The sequence below is a fragment of the Pseudomonas sp. MF6767 genome (genome assembly GCF_016405475.1).
Lineage (GTDB): Bacteria > Pseudomonadota > Gammaproteobacteria > Pseudomonadales > Pseudomonadaceae > Aquipseudomonas > Aquipseudomonas paracarnis.
The window spans coordinates 1-17,968 of the sequence record NZ_JAEKCY010000033.1; the positions used below are offsets into that span (position 1 = coordinate 1).

12 protein-coding genes and 1 pseudogene are annotated in these 17,968 nt (G+C 61.5%); 7 read left to right on the top strand and 6 right to left on the bottom strand.

Translation table 11 applies throughout. The features are described 5' to 3' along the window. The 7 genes and pseudogenes from JFT58_RS28945 to JFT58_RS28975 form a co-directional block, all read left to right on the top strand. Positions 1–650: pseudogene (locus JFT58_RS28945) on the top strand (type II secretion system protein GspD); the annotation flags it as partial. A 1,043-nt stretch (positions 651–1,693) separates the two neighbouring features. Further along, positions 1,694–4,087: a TonB-dependent receptor plug domain-containing protein gene (locus tag JFT58_RS28950; protein ID WP_034128278.1), complete on the top strand. Its 2,394-nt coding sequence runs from the start codon at positions 1,694–1,696 to the stop codon at positions 4,085–4,087. 19 nt (positions 4,088–4,106) lie between these two features. Beyond that, positions 4,107–5,078, top strand: coding sequence for an amino acid ABC transporter permease (locus tag JFT58_RS28955; protein ID WP_054898355.1), 972 nt, complete (start codon positions 4,107–4,109; stop codon positions 5,076–5,078). Next, positions 5,071–5,844, top strand: a complete 774-nt coding sequence (locus tag JFT58_RS28960) for an amino acid ABC transporter ATP-binding protein (protein ID WP_034128215.1) — start codon at positions 5,071–5,073, stop codon at positions 5,842–5,844. Before JFT58_RS28955 ends, JFT58_RS28960 begins: the two co-directional genes overlap by 8 nt. 18 nt (positions 5,845–5,862) lie before the next feature. Then, the gene (locus tag JFT58_RS28965; protein ID WP_054898356.1) at positions 5,863–6,786 is read left to right on the top strand and encodes an ABC transporter substrate-binding protein; all 924 of its coding nucleotides are present in this window, start codon (positions 5,863–5,865) and stop codon (positions 6,784–6,786) included. A 10-nt stretch (positions 6,787–6,796) separates the two neighbouring features. Beyond that, positions 6,797–8,380, top strand: coding sequence for a flavin monoamine oxidase family protein (locus JFT58_RS28970; RefSeq protein WP_054898357.1), 1,584 nt, complete (start codon positions 6,797–6,799; stop codon positions 8,378–8,380). 11 nt (positions 8,381–8,391) lie between these two features. Beyond that, complete coding sequence (locus tag JFT58_RS28975; RefSeq protein ID WP_032896335.1) at positions 8,392–8,814, top strand: RidA family protein; 423 nt, start codon at positions 8,392–8,394, stop codon at positions 8,812–8,814. 171 nt (positions 8,815–8,985) lie between these two features. Here JFT58_RS28975 and JFT58_RS28980 read toward each other — a convergent pair whose 3' ends face one another. The 6 genes from JFT58_RS28980 to JFT58_RS29005 form a co-directional block, all read right to left on the bottom strand. Further along, positions 8,986–9,822 (bottom strand): 5'-nucleotidase, lipoprotein e(P4) family, encoded by an 837-nt coding sequence (locus JFT58_RS28980; protein ID WP_054898358.1) that lies wholly within the window; start codon positions 9,820–9,822, stop codon positions 8,986–8,988. Positions 9,823–9,881: 59 nt separating this feature from the next. After that, positions 9,882–12,392: a fimbria/pilus outer membrane usher protein gene (locus tag JFT58_RS28985; protein WP_054898359.1), complete on the bottom strand. Its 2,511-nt coding sequence runs from the start codon at positions 12,390–12,392 to the stop codon at positions 9,882–9,884. 85 nt (positions 12,393–12,477) lie between these two features. Next, entirely contained in the window at positions 12,478–13,218 is a 741-nt protein-coding gene (locus JFT58_RS28990; protein ID WP_014719105.1) for a fimbrial biogenesis chaperone, read from the bottom strand. A 75-nt stretch (positions 13,219–13,293) separates the two neighbouring features. Then, entirely contained in the window at positions 13,294–13,896 is a 603-nt protein-coding gene (locus JFT58_RS28995) for a fimbrial protein (RefSeq protein WP_014719104.1), read from the bottom strand. A 198-nt stretch (positions 13,897–14,094) separates the two neighbouring features. Next, a complete protein-coding gene (locus JFT58_RS29000; RefSeq protein ID WP_054898360.1) occupies positions 14,095–14,742 on the bottom strand; it encodes a response regulator in 648 nt (215 codons plus the stop codon). A gap of 23 nt (positions 14,743–14,765) precedes the next feature. Beyond that, positions 14,766–17,939: a hybrid sensor histidine kinase/response regulator gene (locus JFT58_RS29005; RefSeq protein ID WP_054898361.1), complete on the bottom strand. Its 3,174-nt coding sequence runs from the start codon at positions 17,937–17,939 to the stop codon at positions 14,766–14,768. Positions 17,940–17,968 lie beyond the last annotated feature (29 nt).

Consider the following 17,968-nt stretch of genomic DNA (forward strand, 5'->3'; position numbering starts at 1 on the left):
TCGGCAGCGTCAGATGTGTATCAGAGACCTCGTTGTTCTACTCCTTCGTCAGCTCCAACCTGCAAGTGGCCCTGCACGCCCTGGAAACCAACGGCCGCACCCAGGTGCTGTCGGCGCCATCCCTGGTGGTGATGAACAACCAGCCGGCGCAGATCCAGGTGGGGGACAACATTCCCATCAGTCAGACCACCGTCAATACCGGGGACGCCGACACCACCTTGAGCAGTGTGGAATATGTGCAGACGGGGGTGATTCTGGATGTGGTGCCGCGCATCAATCCGGGTGGGCTGGTGTACATGGATATCCAACAACAGGTCAGTGATGCCCAGAACTCGACGGGAAACAGTGAGACGCCGGTGAACCCGCGTATCTCCACGCGCTCGGTGTCCACCCAGGTGGCGGTGCAGAGTGGCCAGACGGTGCTGCTCGGCGGGTTGATCAAGCAAGACAATGCTGAGAGCGTCAGTGCCGTGCCTTACCTGGGGAAGATTCCGGGGTTGCGCTGGTTGTTTGGCAACACCGGCAAGTCCAAGGACCGCACGGAGCTGATTGTGTTGATCACGCCAAGAGTCATCACCAGCAGCAGCCAGGCGCGGCAGGTGACGGATGATTATCGTCAGCAGATGCAGCTGTTGCGACCGGCTCAATGATCCTGGCTGTACCGAGTACCCATGTGGGAGGGGGCTCGCTCCCGATGGTGGCCTGGCACCTTGCGATCAAAAATGTGGGAGCTGGCTTGCCTGCGATGATGGCCTGCCAGCCGACACCTATCAACCTGACACCCCGCGATCAAAAATGTGGGAGCTGGCTTGCCTGCGATAACGGCCTACCAGCCGACACCTATCTACCTGACACTCCGCAATCAAACTGTGGGGGCGGGCTTGCTCGCGAAGGCGGCCTAACAGGCGACGCAGTTATACCGGGTACATATCCATTCCTGCGGTAACGGCCACTTAGGGTTCCGCCCTGACGGCGGCTCACTTTGCAAAAGCGGCAAAGTAAGCAAAACGCTCTTGCCCCACCACTCGGCACCTCGCTTTGGCTCGGTGTGCCCGTAATTCGCCAGTGATTTGGGGGGCCGCCGCCACGCGCCATCCATGGTGCGGGGCGGCTAAACCGGCATCCCTGCCGGTTTACCCCCCAAATCCCTGTCGAATTCCGGCCAGCGTGGTTTAACGGGGCGCCTGAGATCAAAAGCAGATCAAGAGCGGCTCGCTTCGCATCGTGGTTACCGTCGGTAGTTACCGTTGCGATGGGGGGGCGTGTCAGTAAATGCATTTTGACTGGCCCACAGTCATCAGGAGCACGCCCCCTCCCACACTTTGAGCGTTCTGCGCGCCCAGATTAAAAATCATTTTTATGAATAATTATTTTTATAAATAATGAAAGTACAGAATATTAGCTTATGCCCAAATAGCATTATATTTTTAAAATCCATTCCGTTATGTTTGATCCCAACAGCCTACCCCTGACCTCGGATGGTACCCAGCGTGATTCAGATTCTGCGCGCCTGACCGGGTAATCATCCCGCCGCAGCAGAGTCGTTGGACGGGAGCTCAACGTATGTTGCCACTTCAAACCCCTCGCTTGCCCCACACCTAGCCCAAGCCGCATCGCCCCTTTGACTACCGGCCACGTCGCGCCAGGCGCGTGCCTGCCCGACTTTGCGATTTGGAAAAAGCTGGGAATGGATATGAAGCAAATTCTGCAACCTACTGCTGCCCTGACCCTGTCGCTGTTCGCCGCAGCAGCCCAGGCCCAGGATGACAGCACCTTGTCGACGGTCGTCGTGACCGGCAACCGTGGCGCCGAGCAGCGCACGGTCACCAGCAGCCCGGTGCCGATTGACGTGGTCAGCGCCCGGCAATTGCAAAACACCGGCAAGCCCGGGTTGATGGAGGCGTTGAGCGCGGTGATCCCTTCGCTGACCCTGCCGGAAAAAACCGGTTGGGACGCCAGCGGCATTGCCCGGGCACCGAACCTGCGGGGTTTGAGCGCCGCCGAAGTGTTGGTGCTGGTCAACGGCAAGCGCCGCCACACCAGTGCCACCTTGAATATCAACGGCATCAACACCGGCGCGGCGCCGGCTGACCTGGACCTGATCCCCATCAGCGCCATCGACCATGTCGAAGTGCTGCGCGATGGTGCGGCTGCCCAATACGGGTCTGACGCCATTGCCGGGGTGATCAACGTGATCCTCAAGGCCGACACCCGCGGTACCTCGGTGACCCACGCGGGCCTTGGCTACGACGGCAAGAAACAGACCGTGCAGCAAAGCCTCAACAAGGGCTTCGAAATCGGCAACGGCGGCATCGTGCAACTGGCCCTGGATGCACGCAGCCAGAACGATGACAACAAGGCCAGCGCCAACGGCTACACCTATGAGCAAGCCTATGGCCTGGCGGGCAAGTCCACCTATGGCGGCTACGGTACGCCCAAGACCAACCTGCTGACCCTGGGCTACAACGCCGAGTTGCCGATCGACGACAGCCTCAGCCTCTACTCCTTTACCACCTACTCGCGACGCAAGGCCGAGCAGGGGCAGAACTTCCGTCTGCCGACCATCACCAACACCATCACCACCGGGCCTAACGGTTACCCGGCCGGGTACACCCCGACCTGGTACATCGACGAGGACGACTTCCAGGCGGCGTTTGGTGGCAAGGGTACTGTGGGCGAGTGGGACTGGGACTTGTCTACCACCTATGGGCGCAACGAAGCGGAGCAGGGCACCACCCACAACCAGAACCCTTCCCTGGGCGAAGCCACGCCGAACAGCTTCACCTCCGGTACCTGGATTTCCACCGAGCTGACCACCAACCTGGACTTCAAGCGTGGCTTCGACATCGGACTGCAAAAGCCCTTGGACCTGTCCTATGGCTTCGAGCATCGGCGCGACACTTACGAGGTGCAAGCCGGCGATTACGCGTCTTATGCCAATGGCGGTTACTGCGTGGCGCCGGGTAACTGTGCGTCGTCCGGGGCACAGGTCACCAACGGCATTTCACCGGACGAAGAAAGCAGCGCGTCACGCAACAGCCTGGCCGGTTACGTGGATGTGGGTTTCAACCCCTTGCCGGACTGGTACGTTGGCACGGCGGTGCGTTATGAGCATTACAACGAGGGCGTGGGCGCCACCCGCAGCGGCAAGCTGACCACCCGCTACGACTTCACCCCGCAGTTCGCGGTGCGTGCCACCGTGAGCAATGGCTTTCGTGCGCCGTCCCTGGCCAACAGTCTGTTCAGTGCGCGCTCCACCACCTATGGCGTCGTCGATGGGGTGTATCAGTCGATCAACTATGGCGTGCTCCCCGTGGGCTCGGCGGCGGCCCAGGCGCTAGGCGCGCAGGCGTTGAAGCCCGAGCGCTCCACCAACTTCAGCCTTGGTTTCACGCTCACGCCCACCGACCGCCTGAGCTTCACCGCCGATGCCTACGTGATCAACCTGCGTGACCGCATCACCCTTACCGGCACCTTGCTGGGCCCGGAAGTCACCCAGGTGTTGCAGAACAACGGCATCAACTCCACCTCCGGCGGCCAGTACTTTATCAACGGCGCCGACACCCGCACCAAAGGTCTGGACCTGGTCAGCAGCTACAACCAGGACCTGGGCGCGTTCGGCGCGCTGAAGTGGACCGCCGCGTTCAACTGGAACCAGACCCAAATCCTCAACTACAAGGAATCCACCCACATTCTTGGTACCTCCTACGACCTGATGGACCGCCAGGCGCGCAACCTGATCACCGGCGTGCAACCCAACACCAAGCTGATCCTGGGCGGTGACTGGAGTATCGAACGCTTCAACCTCAACCTGGCCCTGACCCGCTACGGCTCGTACAAGGAAGTGAACTCATCGGCCAATCGTGACCTGGACCGGGTCTACAACGCCCGCTGGATCACCGACCTCGACCTGGGCTACAGCCTCACCAAAGACCTGAACATTGCCATCGGCGCCAAGAACCTGTTCGACCTCTATCCCAAGAAACAAGGGGTGCCGAGCAGCACCATGGTTGCCAGCTACGGCACCTATTCGCCCTACGGTTTTACCGGTGGGTATTACTACACCCGGCTGACTTACGCCTTCTGAGGCCTGCGAGGAAAAGAACATGCCCATTGTCGCCAAACCCTATGACCTGCTGGATGAAGTCAGCGCCCAACCGCTGCGCCAGCGCCGTGCCGCCACGCCGATCAAGGCGTTGCGCGTGGTGCCGGCCCGGCACCCCTGGCGCTGGGCCGGGTCGATTTTCGCCGCGCTGGTATTACTCGCCATCGTGCACTCCCTGGCCACCAACCCGCGCTGGGAATGGGGGGTGTTCGGCCAGTGGTTCTTTTCGCCCTCGGTGCTGCGCGGGTTGGGCCAGACGTTGCTGCTGACGCTGTTGAGCACAGTCTTCAGCATCCTGCTGGGTACCGCGCTGGCCCTGGCGCGGCTGTCGGGTTCGCCGTTGCTGGCGGCATTGGCCTGGGGCTATATCTGGTTTTTCCGGTCGATGCCGGCGCTGCTGGTGCTGATCATCCTCTACAACTTTGCCTACCTGTACGACCACATCGTGCTAGGCGTGCCGTTCACCGATCTGGTGTTCGCCGAGTGGTCGACGGTGGATGTGCTCAGCCAATTTACCGTGGCCGTCCTGGGCTTGAGCCTGATGCAGGCGGCCTACGCGGCGGAGATCATTCGCGGTGGGCTGATTGGCGTGGATGCCGGCCAGCATGAGGCGGCGGCGGCCTTGGGGCTGCCGGCCTCTCGACGCATCTTCCGGATCATCCTGCCCCAGGCACTGCGCTCGATCTTGCCGTCGGGGTTCAACGAAATCATCGGCCTGGTCAAGGGCACCTCGATTGTCTACGTGCTGGCCTTGCCCGAGCTGTTCTATACCGTGCAGGTCATCTACAACCGCACCCAGGCGGTGATCCCGTTGCTGATCGTCGCCACGGTCTGGTACCTGATCATCACCACCGTGCTCACCAGCGCCCAGTACTACGTCGAGCGCCACTTCGCCCGGGGCACCGCGCGGGTGCTGCCACCCACGCCGTTGCAGCGCGTGCGCCGCTGGTTCAAGGAGAAGGCCCATGCCTGAAGCACGTGCCGGGCGCATTCAGATCCAGGGCGTGGGCAAGCGCTTTGGCAACCAGCAGGTACTCGATCATATCGACCTGAGCATTGACCCTGGCAAGGTCACGGTGATTCTCGGGCCGTCCGGCTCGGGCAAGTCCACCTTGCTGCGCACCATCAACCATTTGGAGAAGATCGACAGCGGGCATATCACCATCGACGGTGAGTACGTCGGATATCGGCGCAAAGGCGAGCTGCTTTTTGAACTCACCGAACGCGAGATTCTCAAGCGCCGTATCGACGTGGGCTTCGTGTTCCAGAACTTCAACCTGTTTCCCCACCTCACCGCCTGGGAAAACATCGCCGAAGCGCCCCTGGCGCACAAGCGCTGGAGCCGGCTGCAGGCCCGTGACAAGGCCGATGAATTACTCGCCAAGGTCGGCCTGGCGGACAAGGCCGACGCCTACCCGCGCCAGCTCTCCGGCGGCCAACAGCAACGCGTCGCCATCGCCCGGGCCTTGGCGCTCGACCCCAAAGTGCTGCTGTTCGACGAGCCCACCTCGGCCCTCGACCCGGAACTGGTGGGTGAAGTGCTGGACGTGATCAAGGGCCTGACCCAACTGGGCGTGACCCTGGTGATCGTCACCCATGAGATCGGCTTTGCCCGCGAAGTGGCCGACCACGTGGTGTTCCTCTGCGACGGCCAACTGATCGAAGAAGGCCCGCCCGAACAGATCCTGCGCCAACCCCGACATCCCCGCACCCAGGCCTTTCTCGGCAAAGTGCTTTAGTTCAAGGAGTGACTGCCCATGTTTATCACCACTGCCCGTGTCGTCCTGTTGGCAATTGCCGGGGCCGCTGCCCACAGCGCATTTGCCGTGCAACAGGTCGACCTCAGCCCCGATCGCCCGCGCATCCATGCGCCACGCAATGAAGCGGCCATCGCGCAGATCCCGCCGGGCTTCAAGTTCGCCCAGCCGGGCAAGTTCACCGTGGCCGTGTCAGGTGTAGCCGGGCCACCGCTGGCGCTGCTGGCCAGTGACGACAAGACCACCATCGGCAGCGAGGCGGACACCGCCCAATTGGTAGCCGACAGCCTTGGCCTGCAACTCAACGTCGTGCAGACCAGTTGGGAAGACTGGCCCCTGGGCGTCAGCTCGGGCAAATACGACGCGGTGATCAGCAACGTCACCGTGACCGAGGCGCGCAAAAAGCGTTTCGACTTCGCCACCTACCGCCAGGATGTGCTCGGGTTTTACGTCAAGAGCACCAGCAAGATCAGTGAGATCAAGCAGGCGGCGGATATTGCCGGGCTGAAGATCATCGTCGGCTCCGGCACCAACCAGGAAAAAGTCCTGCTGGCGTGGAACGAGGCCAATGAGAAAGCCGGCCTCAAACCTGCGTTGTTGCAGTACTTCGACGACCAGGCCGCCGCACAACTGGCGGTGCAGTCTGGGCGCAGCGACGCACTGTTCGGGCCGAACTCGGTGTATGCCTATTCGGCAGCGATCACCGGCGGCATCAAGCGTGTCGGCACCGTCAATGGTGGCTGGCCGTTGCAGGCGGATATCGCGGTGACCACGCGCAAGGACAACGGCCTGGTGCAGCCGATCCACACGGCACTGCAGGGCGCGATTGTCGGCGGCCAATACGAGCAGGTGCTGCAACGTTGGGGCCTGGATGTCGAGCGCGTCGACAAGTCGCTGATCAACCCACCGGGCCTGCCGGACTAGGAGCATCGACATGGGACTGACACGACGTGAAGCGCTATCGAGTATTGCCGCAGTCGGCGGTGAGAAGGCGGTCAAGGACGCATTGGCGGTGTTGGGTCTGGGCCCATCGTCACACCGCCGACCGCAACCGCTGAAACTCAAGGACGACCTGGGGCAGGGCACTCGGGTTCTGGTGCTGGGCGCCGGAATTGCCGGGCTGGTCACTGCGCTGGAGTTGACACGCGCCGGCTTCAGTGTGCAGGTGCTGGAGGCCCGCGAGCGCGTGGGTGGCCGCACCTGGACCCTGCGTAACGGCGACCGCGTGGACTATAAGGACGGTCGCTCGCAGACGGTGGGGTTTGACCCAGGCCAGTATTTCAACGCCGGGCCGGCGCGCATCCCCAGCCAGCACCGCACGATCCTCGACTATTGCAGTGAGCTTGGCGTGCCGTTGGAAGTGCTGGTCAACAGCAGCCATGGCGCCCAGGTGCGGCCGGACCTCAGCCAAGCGGCGTTCAGTGTCGGCCAGGCGCTCAACGATACCCGCGGGCATCTGTCGGGGTTGCTGGCCAAAGCGGTGCAACGCGACGCTCTCGATGATGTATTAAGTGGCGAAGAGCGCACACGCCTGCTCGGTTTTTTGCAGGTGTACGGTGACCTGTCCCAAGAGTTGGCTTTTGAAGGCACCCTTCGCTCCGGGCACCTTGAATCTGCCGCCCACCCTGGCGCCTTGCCCGCCCGCCATAAACCGTTGGGGTTGGACCGCTTGCTGCACCCGGAACTCTGGGGCGCTCTGTTACACACCGAATTTCCGGAGTTTTCGGCCACCATGTTCCAGCCAGTGGGCGGCATGGACCGCATCACCGAGGCCTTCTACCGACGCGTGCAGGAGCAGGTGCAACTGGGCGCCCAGGTGCGGCAGATCCGCCAGCTGGAGGACGGCGTGGCGGTGACCTACCACGACCAGCACAGTGGCCGTGAACAGGTGGTGCGTGCCGACTTTCTGGTCTCCACCTTGCCGCTGCCCCTGCTGGCCAAGCTCGATACGGACTTCAGCGCGCCGGTCAAGGCGGCCCTGCTCAGCACCCGCAGCGACCAGGCGACCAAGGTGGCCTGGCAATCCCCGCGCTTTTGGGAGACCGACTACCGTACCTACGGCGGCTTGTCGTGGATCGAGCACCCGGCGCGCCTGCTGTGGTACCCCAGCAACGACCTCAACACCCGCGAAGGCGTGCTGGTGGCCGGTTACGTGACCGGCGAGGGCGCTGACGTGTTTGGCGGCCAGCCCCTCGATCAGCAGTACGCCGCTTCCCGGCAAGCCGTGGAGCTGTTGCATCCAGGTTATTCCAGGCACTTGCGCAATCCTCTGGCGGTGTCCTGGGAGCAGATCCCCTACAGCGAAGGCCCGTGGTTGCAACGCGAACACTTCCCCGCCGAGGCCCACGCCCTGCTTGAACAGCCCCATGGCCGGGTGTACTTCGCCGGCGACGGCCTGGTGCAGAGCGGCGTGGGTATCTGGCAGGAATCGGCAGCCAACTCGGCGCGCCATGTGGTCGCGCAACTGGCCGAGCGCATCACCCAACAACACCAACTCGCGGCGTTGGCCGCATCCTGAGGAGCCTCACCATGAGCGACAGCATCCAACGCACCAGCGTCGGCGAATTCCCCATCTCGCAAACCGTCACCGTGCCGGCCTCGGCCAGCCTGGTGTTTGTCAGCGGCACGCTGCCGGACCCCGCCGACCCGAAGGTGCCTGGGGTATATGGCGACACCGAAGTGCAGAGCGTTTCAGTGTTCAACAAACTGCGCCAGATCCTGCGCCAACACGACCTGGACCTGGGCGACATCGTGCAGTTACGGGTGTTTCTGGTCGGCGCCGAAGAGACCGATGGCAAGCTGGATTTTGCCGGGTTGCAGCGCGGCTATACCCAGTTCTTTGGCACGCCCGAACAGCCAAACAAACCGGCGCGCACCGCGTTGCAAGTAGTGGCGTTGCCGTTGCCGGGGGCGTTGGTGGAGGTGGAGGCGATTGCGGCCAGGGCGGTGTGATCACACCCGTCACTCTGCGGATCGTTCCCACGCTCTGCGTGGGAATGCCGCCCCGGACGCTCCGCGTCCCATCGCCTCGCAAGCGCCACGCACTGCACAAGGTGACGCGGAGCGTCACAGAATGTATTCCCATGCAGATCGTGGGAACGATCATCATGGCAGAGGTTCCACCTACTCCTGCAACAGCAATGCCTGCTGCTTGAGCCTGCGTTTTTGCGCAAACGGCAAGCTCTCATCATCCCCATACGGCGCGCTATACCAGTTGCCGTAGCTCGGGTTGGGCAGCAGGAACCAACGCTGGCCTAGCCAATTCACATAGGGTTCGACGGCCTTGCGTTGTGCATTCAGGGTGTTGTGTTCGGCTTGCACAAAGTCTCCCAGCGAGTCACCTGCCATCAACAGCACGCGGGCATGGTTGGCGACCCACTGGCGACGACAGTTCTTGCCATAACCCGCGCTTTCGCAGTGGCCGGTGGGGGTGCTGGCCGCCAGGATCTGTGCGTCGCTCTCAATCGGAAAGCCGCGCAAACGCAGGTTTTTGGCGGTGGCCGCGACCTGGCTGTGCTCGCGGTTGGTGAGGTAGTAAACCTGGATGCCTTTTTGCCGGGCCGCCTGCAGGAACGCTACCGAGCCTGGCAGTGCCTGGGCCTTGGCCTGGTTGACCCAGGTGTTCCAGCGGTCATAGGAATAGACCTGATTATTGATGATATCGCGGGCGTTGAGGGGCACGTTGTCCAACAGCGTTTCGTCGATGTCCACCACCACGGCCGGGGGCAAGCCGGCCATGTTGCGTGGGGCAAAGGGCAGGGCGTCCCAGCTCGGGTCGGCCAGGGCGACATCCAGTTGGCGGGTGGCATTGGCGAAGAGCTGGCGGTAGATCAGCTCGTGTTCGATGGACGTCTGGGTCCAGAGCACTGCATCGAGTTGGTCGTTGGCCGGGGGTGTTTGCTGGCAGCCTGCCAGAGCGGTGGTCAACAGGCAGACACTGGCGAATAACAAGTTACGCATGAGCAAGTCTCGCAGAGGGTAGGCGCGTGGTCAGCACAGTAGCGCAATTACCCGCACAATCAAGGCGTGCACACCAGTGACTGGCGCTCATAGTTCAGCGCCTTGTTCTGCGGTGGTAACGCATAGGTGGCACGACAATGCTGCTCACCCCACTTGATGATCAGCGTGCCCTGATCCTCTTCCACCAGTGCCAAGGCATTGCCATTCGGATCGGCAATCGCCAACTGCTTGCCATTGGCGTCTTCCAGTGAGGCACCAAACGACAGCGGTTGATGCTGGGCATCAAACAACTCAAACAATACGCGACGCCCGCTAGTGCCACTGTAATGCGCCACCACGATGGCGCCACGGCGCGGCACCAGTTGCTGGGTGGCGTTGGTGATTTCCACGTCGCCTCCCAGATCGCGGGTGTCCAGGCTGATCCAGTTGACCCGGTAGGGTTGCGCAGTGGGCACCACGGCATAGCCGTTGTACCCGGTCTCCACCCCGCTGTAGCTGCTGATCTTGGCACCAGAGACGCCTGGTACTTCGGCCAGGGCGAAGGTCTCGCTGACCGTCTGCCCCAGGTTGACGCCACCCGCATGAGCCACCACCGAGCCTGCGAGGTTGAAGTTCTGTGAGTTGTAGCCCTGGCCCTGGCTGTAACCGAGGCTGACATCTGCCACGGCGGTGCGACTGTTGACGTTCACCGAGCCTGAGTCGCCGCTGGTGTCACTGTGGCCGGCCTGCACCGAATAGAAAGTGTCGCTGGTATCGGCCACGTAGCCATTGATGCCCGCTTGGGTGGTGGTATCGCCACGTTGGTGGCTGGTGGTGACAAACGCCCGTGGCGCGCGGGCCTGGCTGCCCAGCGGGAAAGACACCGACAGGTTCACCTGCGTGTCGCTGCTCGGCTCGCCCCAGGTGACGATCTGCTTGGTGCGCGTCACGCCAAGGTTGTAGCTCAGGTCGCCCCAGTTGCCGGTGTAGCCCGCGGAAAAGCTCTGGGAGCCGCCCCGATTCCAGTAGCGTTGGTCGCTGGCGTTCACATACAGGCTGCCGAATTCGCTGTTGCGTCCGATGCTCTGGTTGATGGTCAGGTCGGTGCGGGTTTTCGAGTGGCCGGTGCGTACGCGCAGGTCTTCGCTGCTGTCTTCCACATGGTCGGTGAGGGTGCGATAGCCCTCGGTGGAGTAGCGATAGGCGGCCAGGGTGAAGTTGGTATCGGTGCCGGCAAAGGTCTTGGCGTACAAGGCGCGTACGCTGCTGCCCTGGGAGGTTCGCCCCTGGGCCTTGCTGGACGAATGGGTGGTATCCAGGGAGAACGCACCGAACGAGGTGTTCCGCCCGGCACCGATCGACAGCGCGCTGTAGTCCTCACTGGCTTGCACACCGACAATCCCACTGAGGTTGCTGGTCAAGCCGTAGGCCAGCGTACCGCTGAGAAAGCGCGGGGAGGCCAGGCCATCGGCATTGCTTTTGAACGTGCCCGCCGAGACGCTGTATTTCACCTGGCCTTCGCGCACCATGATCGGCAGGCTGGAGAACGCCTGCATCGTCACCCGGCGCGTGCCGTCGGCTTCAATCACGGTGATTTGCAGGTCACCGTTGGAGCCGCTGGGGTAGATATCGTTGATCTCGAACGGGCCTGGCGCGACGTTGGCGGTGTAGAGGATGTAGTCGTTCTGGCGGATTTCCACCGTCGCGTTGGTCTGCGCCACCCCACGGATTACGGGGGCATAGCCGCGCTCGCTGTCGGCGCGCATGCCATCATCAGAGGCGAGCTTGACCCCGCGATAGCGCACGCTGTCGAACAGGTCAGTGTCGGAGAAAATCTCACCGGCGCTGAACTGGCCCTTGATCGCGGTGACGTCATGCTGCAAGTAAGTGCGGTTGCTGGTGAAGGTGTTCGAGCGATCGGTGCCGCCGCTCAGGTTCGACTCGTTGCGCAGGCGCCAGGCCCCCAGGTTGATGCCGTTGCGCAGGCCCAGGTTATTGGCAATGCGGGTTTTATAGTCGCCGGCGGTGCGGCTGCTGTTGAGCTGGTAGTTGATGAAAGCGGCGGGCACACCGTCGTCCCACAACTGTGGGTCGACATACCCGCGCAAGCCACGCTGCATCGCCACCTGCGGGATACTTGCGAGCAGGCGCAGACGGCTGCTGTCGTAGCGCACGCTGGCGTCTTCGATCATGTCGGCAAGGGCGTAGCAGTCCTGCGGCTGCTGCGGGTCAAGTTTGCCCTCGGCCTGCAAACGGTGCAGGTCGATACCCAGTTGCTTGAGCAGGTCGAGGGTCAGGCAGGCTTCTACACGACCGTTTTTCGGGTTGCGCTTGAAATCGATATCGCGTCGGCCCACCAGCATTTCGTTGCTGTACAGGTCGACGCGGTAATTGCCCGGCAGCACGCTGTTGGCCGAGAGCAATTGCTGCAAGTCCACCGGCGACTGCGAGCCTTGCAGGAAGGTGGTGTTGAAGGTTTGCGCAGCGTCATCGGCCATGGTCAGACTGGGCAAGCTGGCAGCAATCGCCAGCGACAGCGTCTTCAACTTCAATACGCCACGTGCGGGCCTGTTGCTGGAAAGAAAAGACATGCGAAGACCTATGACATCCCTGATTGACGGACAGTCGGGCACGCAAACACGCACGCGAAGTGAGCTTGTGAGTTAGCGAAAGTGCTTAGGGGTTAAGTCGCGATTCAGTCGCATACGCCGGTAGCGCAGTGCCGCTAGACAGTGGCGCGCTGTAGTGATTCTGCGCGCCGTAATCATTGATGCTGGAAAACGACAACCGCACCGGCCCGCTGGCAACTGGAGCACTGAGCGCAAACTGTTTTTGTTCGCCGGGCGCAATCATGGTGGAGTCGCTGGCCACTACCGCCTGCACTTTGATGTCGGCCATGGACACGTGGTACAGTGTCGGGTTTTTCACCTGCAACAGGGTTTGGCTGCCGTGTTTGGCCAGCGTCCATTCAAGCTGTGCAGGGGCTTGCAGCGCGCTGCCGGTAAGACCGGCAGGGCGGTAAAAAATCTTGATGCGTTGGCGGATGGCCAACTGCAAGGTGTTCTCGGATTCGCTGGCTTGGGGGATTTCCTGCACATTGAGCCACACCACCGACTCGCGGTCCGTGGGCATGCCGGTGCCCTCATACAGAATGCGCAGCAGTTGTTGTTCCTTGGCGAATACCCGGGCCAGTGGCGGGGTGACGGCAAACGGTGCACGGCTGGCGCTGGCGTCGTTCATGTCGACCCAGGATTGAATCAATACATCCTGGTTACCGTTACGCACGGTGATGTTGGCTTCCTTGTGGTCACCGTCAAACACGATACGGGTGGCATTCAATGAAATGCTGGCGGCGGCCTGGGTAGCCATGAGCAAGCCCAGCAGCCCCAGACATGCGGCGATAGAACGAGGCGGCATGAGGGTTATCCGGTGTAATCAGAAGACAATGGCGAGGCCGCAAGGCCTCGCGCGTTCGGTGCCCGGTGCGCCGAATTATTCGTATTGCAGGATGAACGGCAGGGTGGCGTCACCGCGACCGGCGGTCGACGAACCCGCCGCTGCGGTAGTGACGTAGGCGGCCGCGAAGCTCAGGGTGGCGTCGCCGCCTTCAGTACCGGCACCGTGCATGGTGCTTTCAATGCGTGCGGTGCTTGGCGAGCTGAGGTCAATCAGACTGCCCTTGCTGTCCAGCAGGGCAATACCGACGTTTTGTGCAGTGGCCGAACCCGGGTTCAGGGCCAGTACTTTTTTGCCGGTGACCAGGCCGGAACCGCCGTTGTTGGCGTCAAAGATCATGGCGACCTTGGTGCCCTGGTTGCAGTTGACGTTCAGGTTGAAGTCTTTGGCGGTCACACGACCTGCGGTTGGGTTTTCCGCGGTGCCCATGTCCTTGATCGAAACGTTGCCCATGTCCACCGAAATGGTGCGGTCGGAGTTGGCGCCGTCCACCGAGCACGCGTCGTTGTTGATCACGCCGGTGAAGGTGATTTTGCCGCTGCCGCCCAGGGTTGGCGCTGCTGCTTCACCTTCGGCGAATGCACTGCCGGAGGCCGCGATAATAGCCGAGGCGATAACAGCCAGGGAAAACTTCTTCATGATGATGTCCGTAAGGTTTAGTTGGAAAAAAGTGCTGTTGTTGAACTGCGAGCAAAGAGTAGGCGACGAGGCGGTAGGAGCGAATAAGACGATTCTTATAAGCGCTGGGGCGGGCAGGTTATTTGCACGGTTGCAGCAGTGAAGAGCCAGAAAACAAAGGGCGAAGCCATTGTCCAGAAATGGCTTGCAAGTTATGCGTTAGTTGAAGATGTTACGTTCCAGGCAATAAGCAAGAAGGTCCTGGTCGCTGCTCACTTCAAGTTTGCGCATGGCCGATACTTTTTGTGCGCTGATGGTCTTTGAACTTCGGTTCTGGCGGCGCGCAATGTCACTCACGCTCATGCCGGAAATAAACAGGCGCAGGATCTCGAACTCTTTGGGTGACAAACTTGTAAAGCGCTCGTCAATTGCCGTGAGGGTCTCTATCACCGAGGTCTTTGGCGGCTCCAGGCTGCGATAGTCGCTGTCTTGGGCGATCGCCTTGAGTGCCAGTTGAATCTCGGTATGCAACTGGCTTTTCTGGATGATGCCGACCACGCCCAGCTCTTGCAGGCGGGTGAGAATCAGGTGATTGGAGATCATGGTCAGGATGAGGATCTGTACCTGCGGGAAGTGCCGTTTGAGGTACTCCACCAGCTTCAGGCCATCGCCATAAGGCGAGTCGCCCGGCATGTTGTAGTCGGTAATCACGATGTCAGCGCCTTGATGCTGCAACAGCTCGATCAGGCCGGCCGAACACACGGCCTCGCCGACGACTTGAAAGCGCATGTCACGCTCTACCAGTTCGCGAACGCCAAGCAACACGATCGGGTGATCGTCCGCGATTACCACGTTGAATTTTTTCATAAAGGGCCGTCCGTAGTGCCAGTTCAAGTGAGTGAAGAGTGCCCGAGCTGGAGAGTCTCCAGAACGGCCGACAGACGCTGCATCACAGTCTTCACCTTGAGCTCAAGCGTTGTGTCGAGGCTGCCGCGGTTAAGTGCGCTTTCCAGTTCGATGCAGGCCTGGGCCAGGCTGAGCGCCTGCACTGCGCCCAGAGCGCCGGCGATCGAGTGCAGCAATTGGCCGAGGCCATGAGCATCACGCTGGACCAGGGCCGCGCCGATGCGCTGCATATCCTGCTGCACGCTGCTGATGAACAGCGGGCGCATCTTGTCCGACAGTTGCACGCGATCGTCGAATACTTGGGCGTCAGGCTCAACCGGCGACTGGACTTTGCACAGTTTGATCAACTGATCGCGCAGGGTTTGCAGGCTCAAGGGCTTGACGATCCAGGCGTTCATGCCCACTGCCAGGCAACGTACGCCTTCCTCGCGCATTGCATTGGCGGTCACGCCGATAATCGGCAAGTGTGGATCATGCTCACGCAAGGTTCTGGCCAGTTCATAGCCATTCATCAACGGCATGTTCACGTCGGTCAGCACCAGGTCGAAGGCCTTCGGTTGCCATAACTGCAACGCCTGTTCACCGTTGGCGGCCAGGCTCACCGAGCAACCGAGCGCCTCCAGCTGTTCCTTGATAATCGCCTGGTTGACCGGGTTGTCCTCGGCCACCAGGATGCGCAGCTCTAGCCGCCCGGCGCTTTGTGGCCGGGTCGCTGTGGGTTGCTCGTGCCTGCCGTGCTGCGCCAGTGATACGGTGGCGGCGATGGTGCGTATGTCGTGCATATCCACCACCCAGCCTTGGGCTGTGTGCAGCGGCGGGCTGTGTGCACCGGGCAGGCAGAGCACACGTTGGCCGGGCCATGGCTTAGGGGGATCGCCGGGTAACAGTTCTACCAGTACCGCGTGGTGACTGTCTTTGTCCTGGGTGGTCGCGGCCAGGGCGGCGGTGATTCCCAAGCGGTTGAGCCAGTCACTCATTGCCTGCGCCAGTTCGCGTACCGGTGCCTGCACATACACCGGCGTCGAGCTGGGCTCGATCAGCGGCAGGTTGGTCAGTGCACCACAACACAGTGGCAAGCGCATTTTCAGGGTAAAGCTGCTGCCCAGCCCGGGCTCGCTGACCACGCGGATTTCGCCGTCCATCATCTGCGCCAGCCACCGGCAAATCGGCAGGCCAAGCCCGGTGCCGCCTTCGCTGGCGGTGTCCGGTGCCTGGTAGAACAGATCGAAGAGCTTGGCCTGCTGCGCCTCGGCAATGCCAACGCCGGAATCGGTGACTTGCCATTCCAGGTCGACATTATTGGCGTCGCTGCCCACCACCCTGGCACGAATCACCACGCACCCAAAGTCGGTGAACTTGATGGCGTTGCTCACCAGGTTATTGAGGACCTGGCGGATGCGCATCGGATCGCCCATCAGGCAGTTCGGCAACTGCGGGTCGATGCAACTGTAAAGCTGCAACCCCTTGCGCCGGGCGAAGGCGGCGTAGGTGTGCAAGGTATCTTCGAGCATGTCCAGCGGGCAGAAATCCACGGCTTCTATCGCCATTTGCCCAGACTCGATCTTCGAGACATCCAACACATCACTGATCAGTTGGAACAGTGTGGCGGACGAACGCTGGATGGTGTGCAGGTACGTTTTCTGGTGCGGGTCGAGGTCGGTCAGGCCGAGCAATTCGAGGGTGCCGAGCACGCCATAAAGCGGCGTGCGGATCTCATGGCTCATGGTTGCCAGGAACAGCGTCTTGGCCTCGCTGGCCGCATCGGCGGCATGACGTGCCTCTTCCAGGGCCTGGGCGTCTTCGATGTGCCGGGTGATATCGTTGAATGCATACAGGCGTACGTCTTGAGCCTGATAGCGGGTCGACACAAAGCCGATCTGCAGGTGCCGGCCTTCGATCTCCAAGTGCGTCTCACCGCTCTCGGCGCCATCGTGCTTACCGGCCATTGCCTCCACCAGGCGTGAGGTGCCCGGCCATTGCTGGGCGCGCTGGTTCTCGATCAATACCCTGCCATCGCTGCGTCGCACAACGCATAACCCAGTGGGTGCGGTGTCGATTATCACGCGGCTGAACGCCACGCTTTCGGCGATGCGTTCGTGGGCCAGTTGTGCTGGGGTGATCACCTGGCGTCGATACCATCGGCTGCCAGCCCAACCCAGTGTAATCAGGCTGAACAGCACCAACGCCATGGTGCTCAACGGCCACAATGCGGAGTGAAAGAAGTGCGAGTAGTTCAGGCCATAGACCGCGCTCCAGGGCTGGTCGCCGGCCTCGGTGACCTTGAATTCAAAGCCGTCGGCCGTGAAATGCACACCATCGCTGAGCTGCGCCTGGTTGGCTGGCCCAATCAACCGGTTACCGTCAGGGCCAATCAGGGTAAAGCGATCAAACGCCGAGTGATTCAGCGCGCGCTGTACATCGTCGACCTGCGACACGTCGAGCAGGGTGCCGATCACGGCCTGGCCCTGGGCGTCGAGTGGCAGGCCGATGTAGGCCAGCAAATGTTCGGGTTCGGGGCCGGCCTGCCAATACACCCGATTCTGCTCCAGTGGCTGCGGCGCCTGTGCAAGGATTTGCTGTACGGCGTTGACCCGGGCCACCGGGTTGTCGGTATCCTCGGGGCTTTCCCGGTGCTGATAGCCCACGGACGGAATGGTGATGGCGTAGTCGGCCTGGCGATTGAGCAGGAAGGTTTGCGGCGCTTCGTACGGCGAGGAGGACCAGAAGGCGCTGTAGTAGCTGGTCAAGTGCGCACCCAGGGCAAAAATCGGCGGCCTCGCGGCGGTGCTGATCTGCTGTTCATCGAACTTGACGCTGAAGGGCACCGAAAACGAATACTTCTGGCCCTCGTACAGCGTGCGACGGTTGTCGACCATGCGGCTTTTGAGGCTGACCTGCACGTTGGTGGCGTGCAGCAGTTCGGCCTGGATGCCGGGGTGTGTCAGGCTCTTGAGGTAGGTTTGCTGTTCTGCGAGGTTTTCCATCAGCCGCGCAAAGTGAAAGCGCATCGCGCTGTAGCGAATTTCGACGCCCCGGTGCAGAGACCAGTAATTGGTCAGCATCAGCAGCAACGCGATTCCCATCAACACCATCAAGCCTTTGTTCAGGCGCAATGAGCTGCGGGTAAAGGCTTCGAGAATCGCGTTATTGTGCTTCATCAGGGGTTTCCGCAGGCGCAGGATAAATC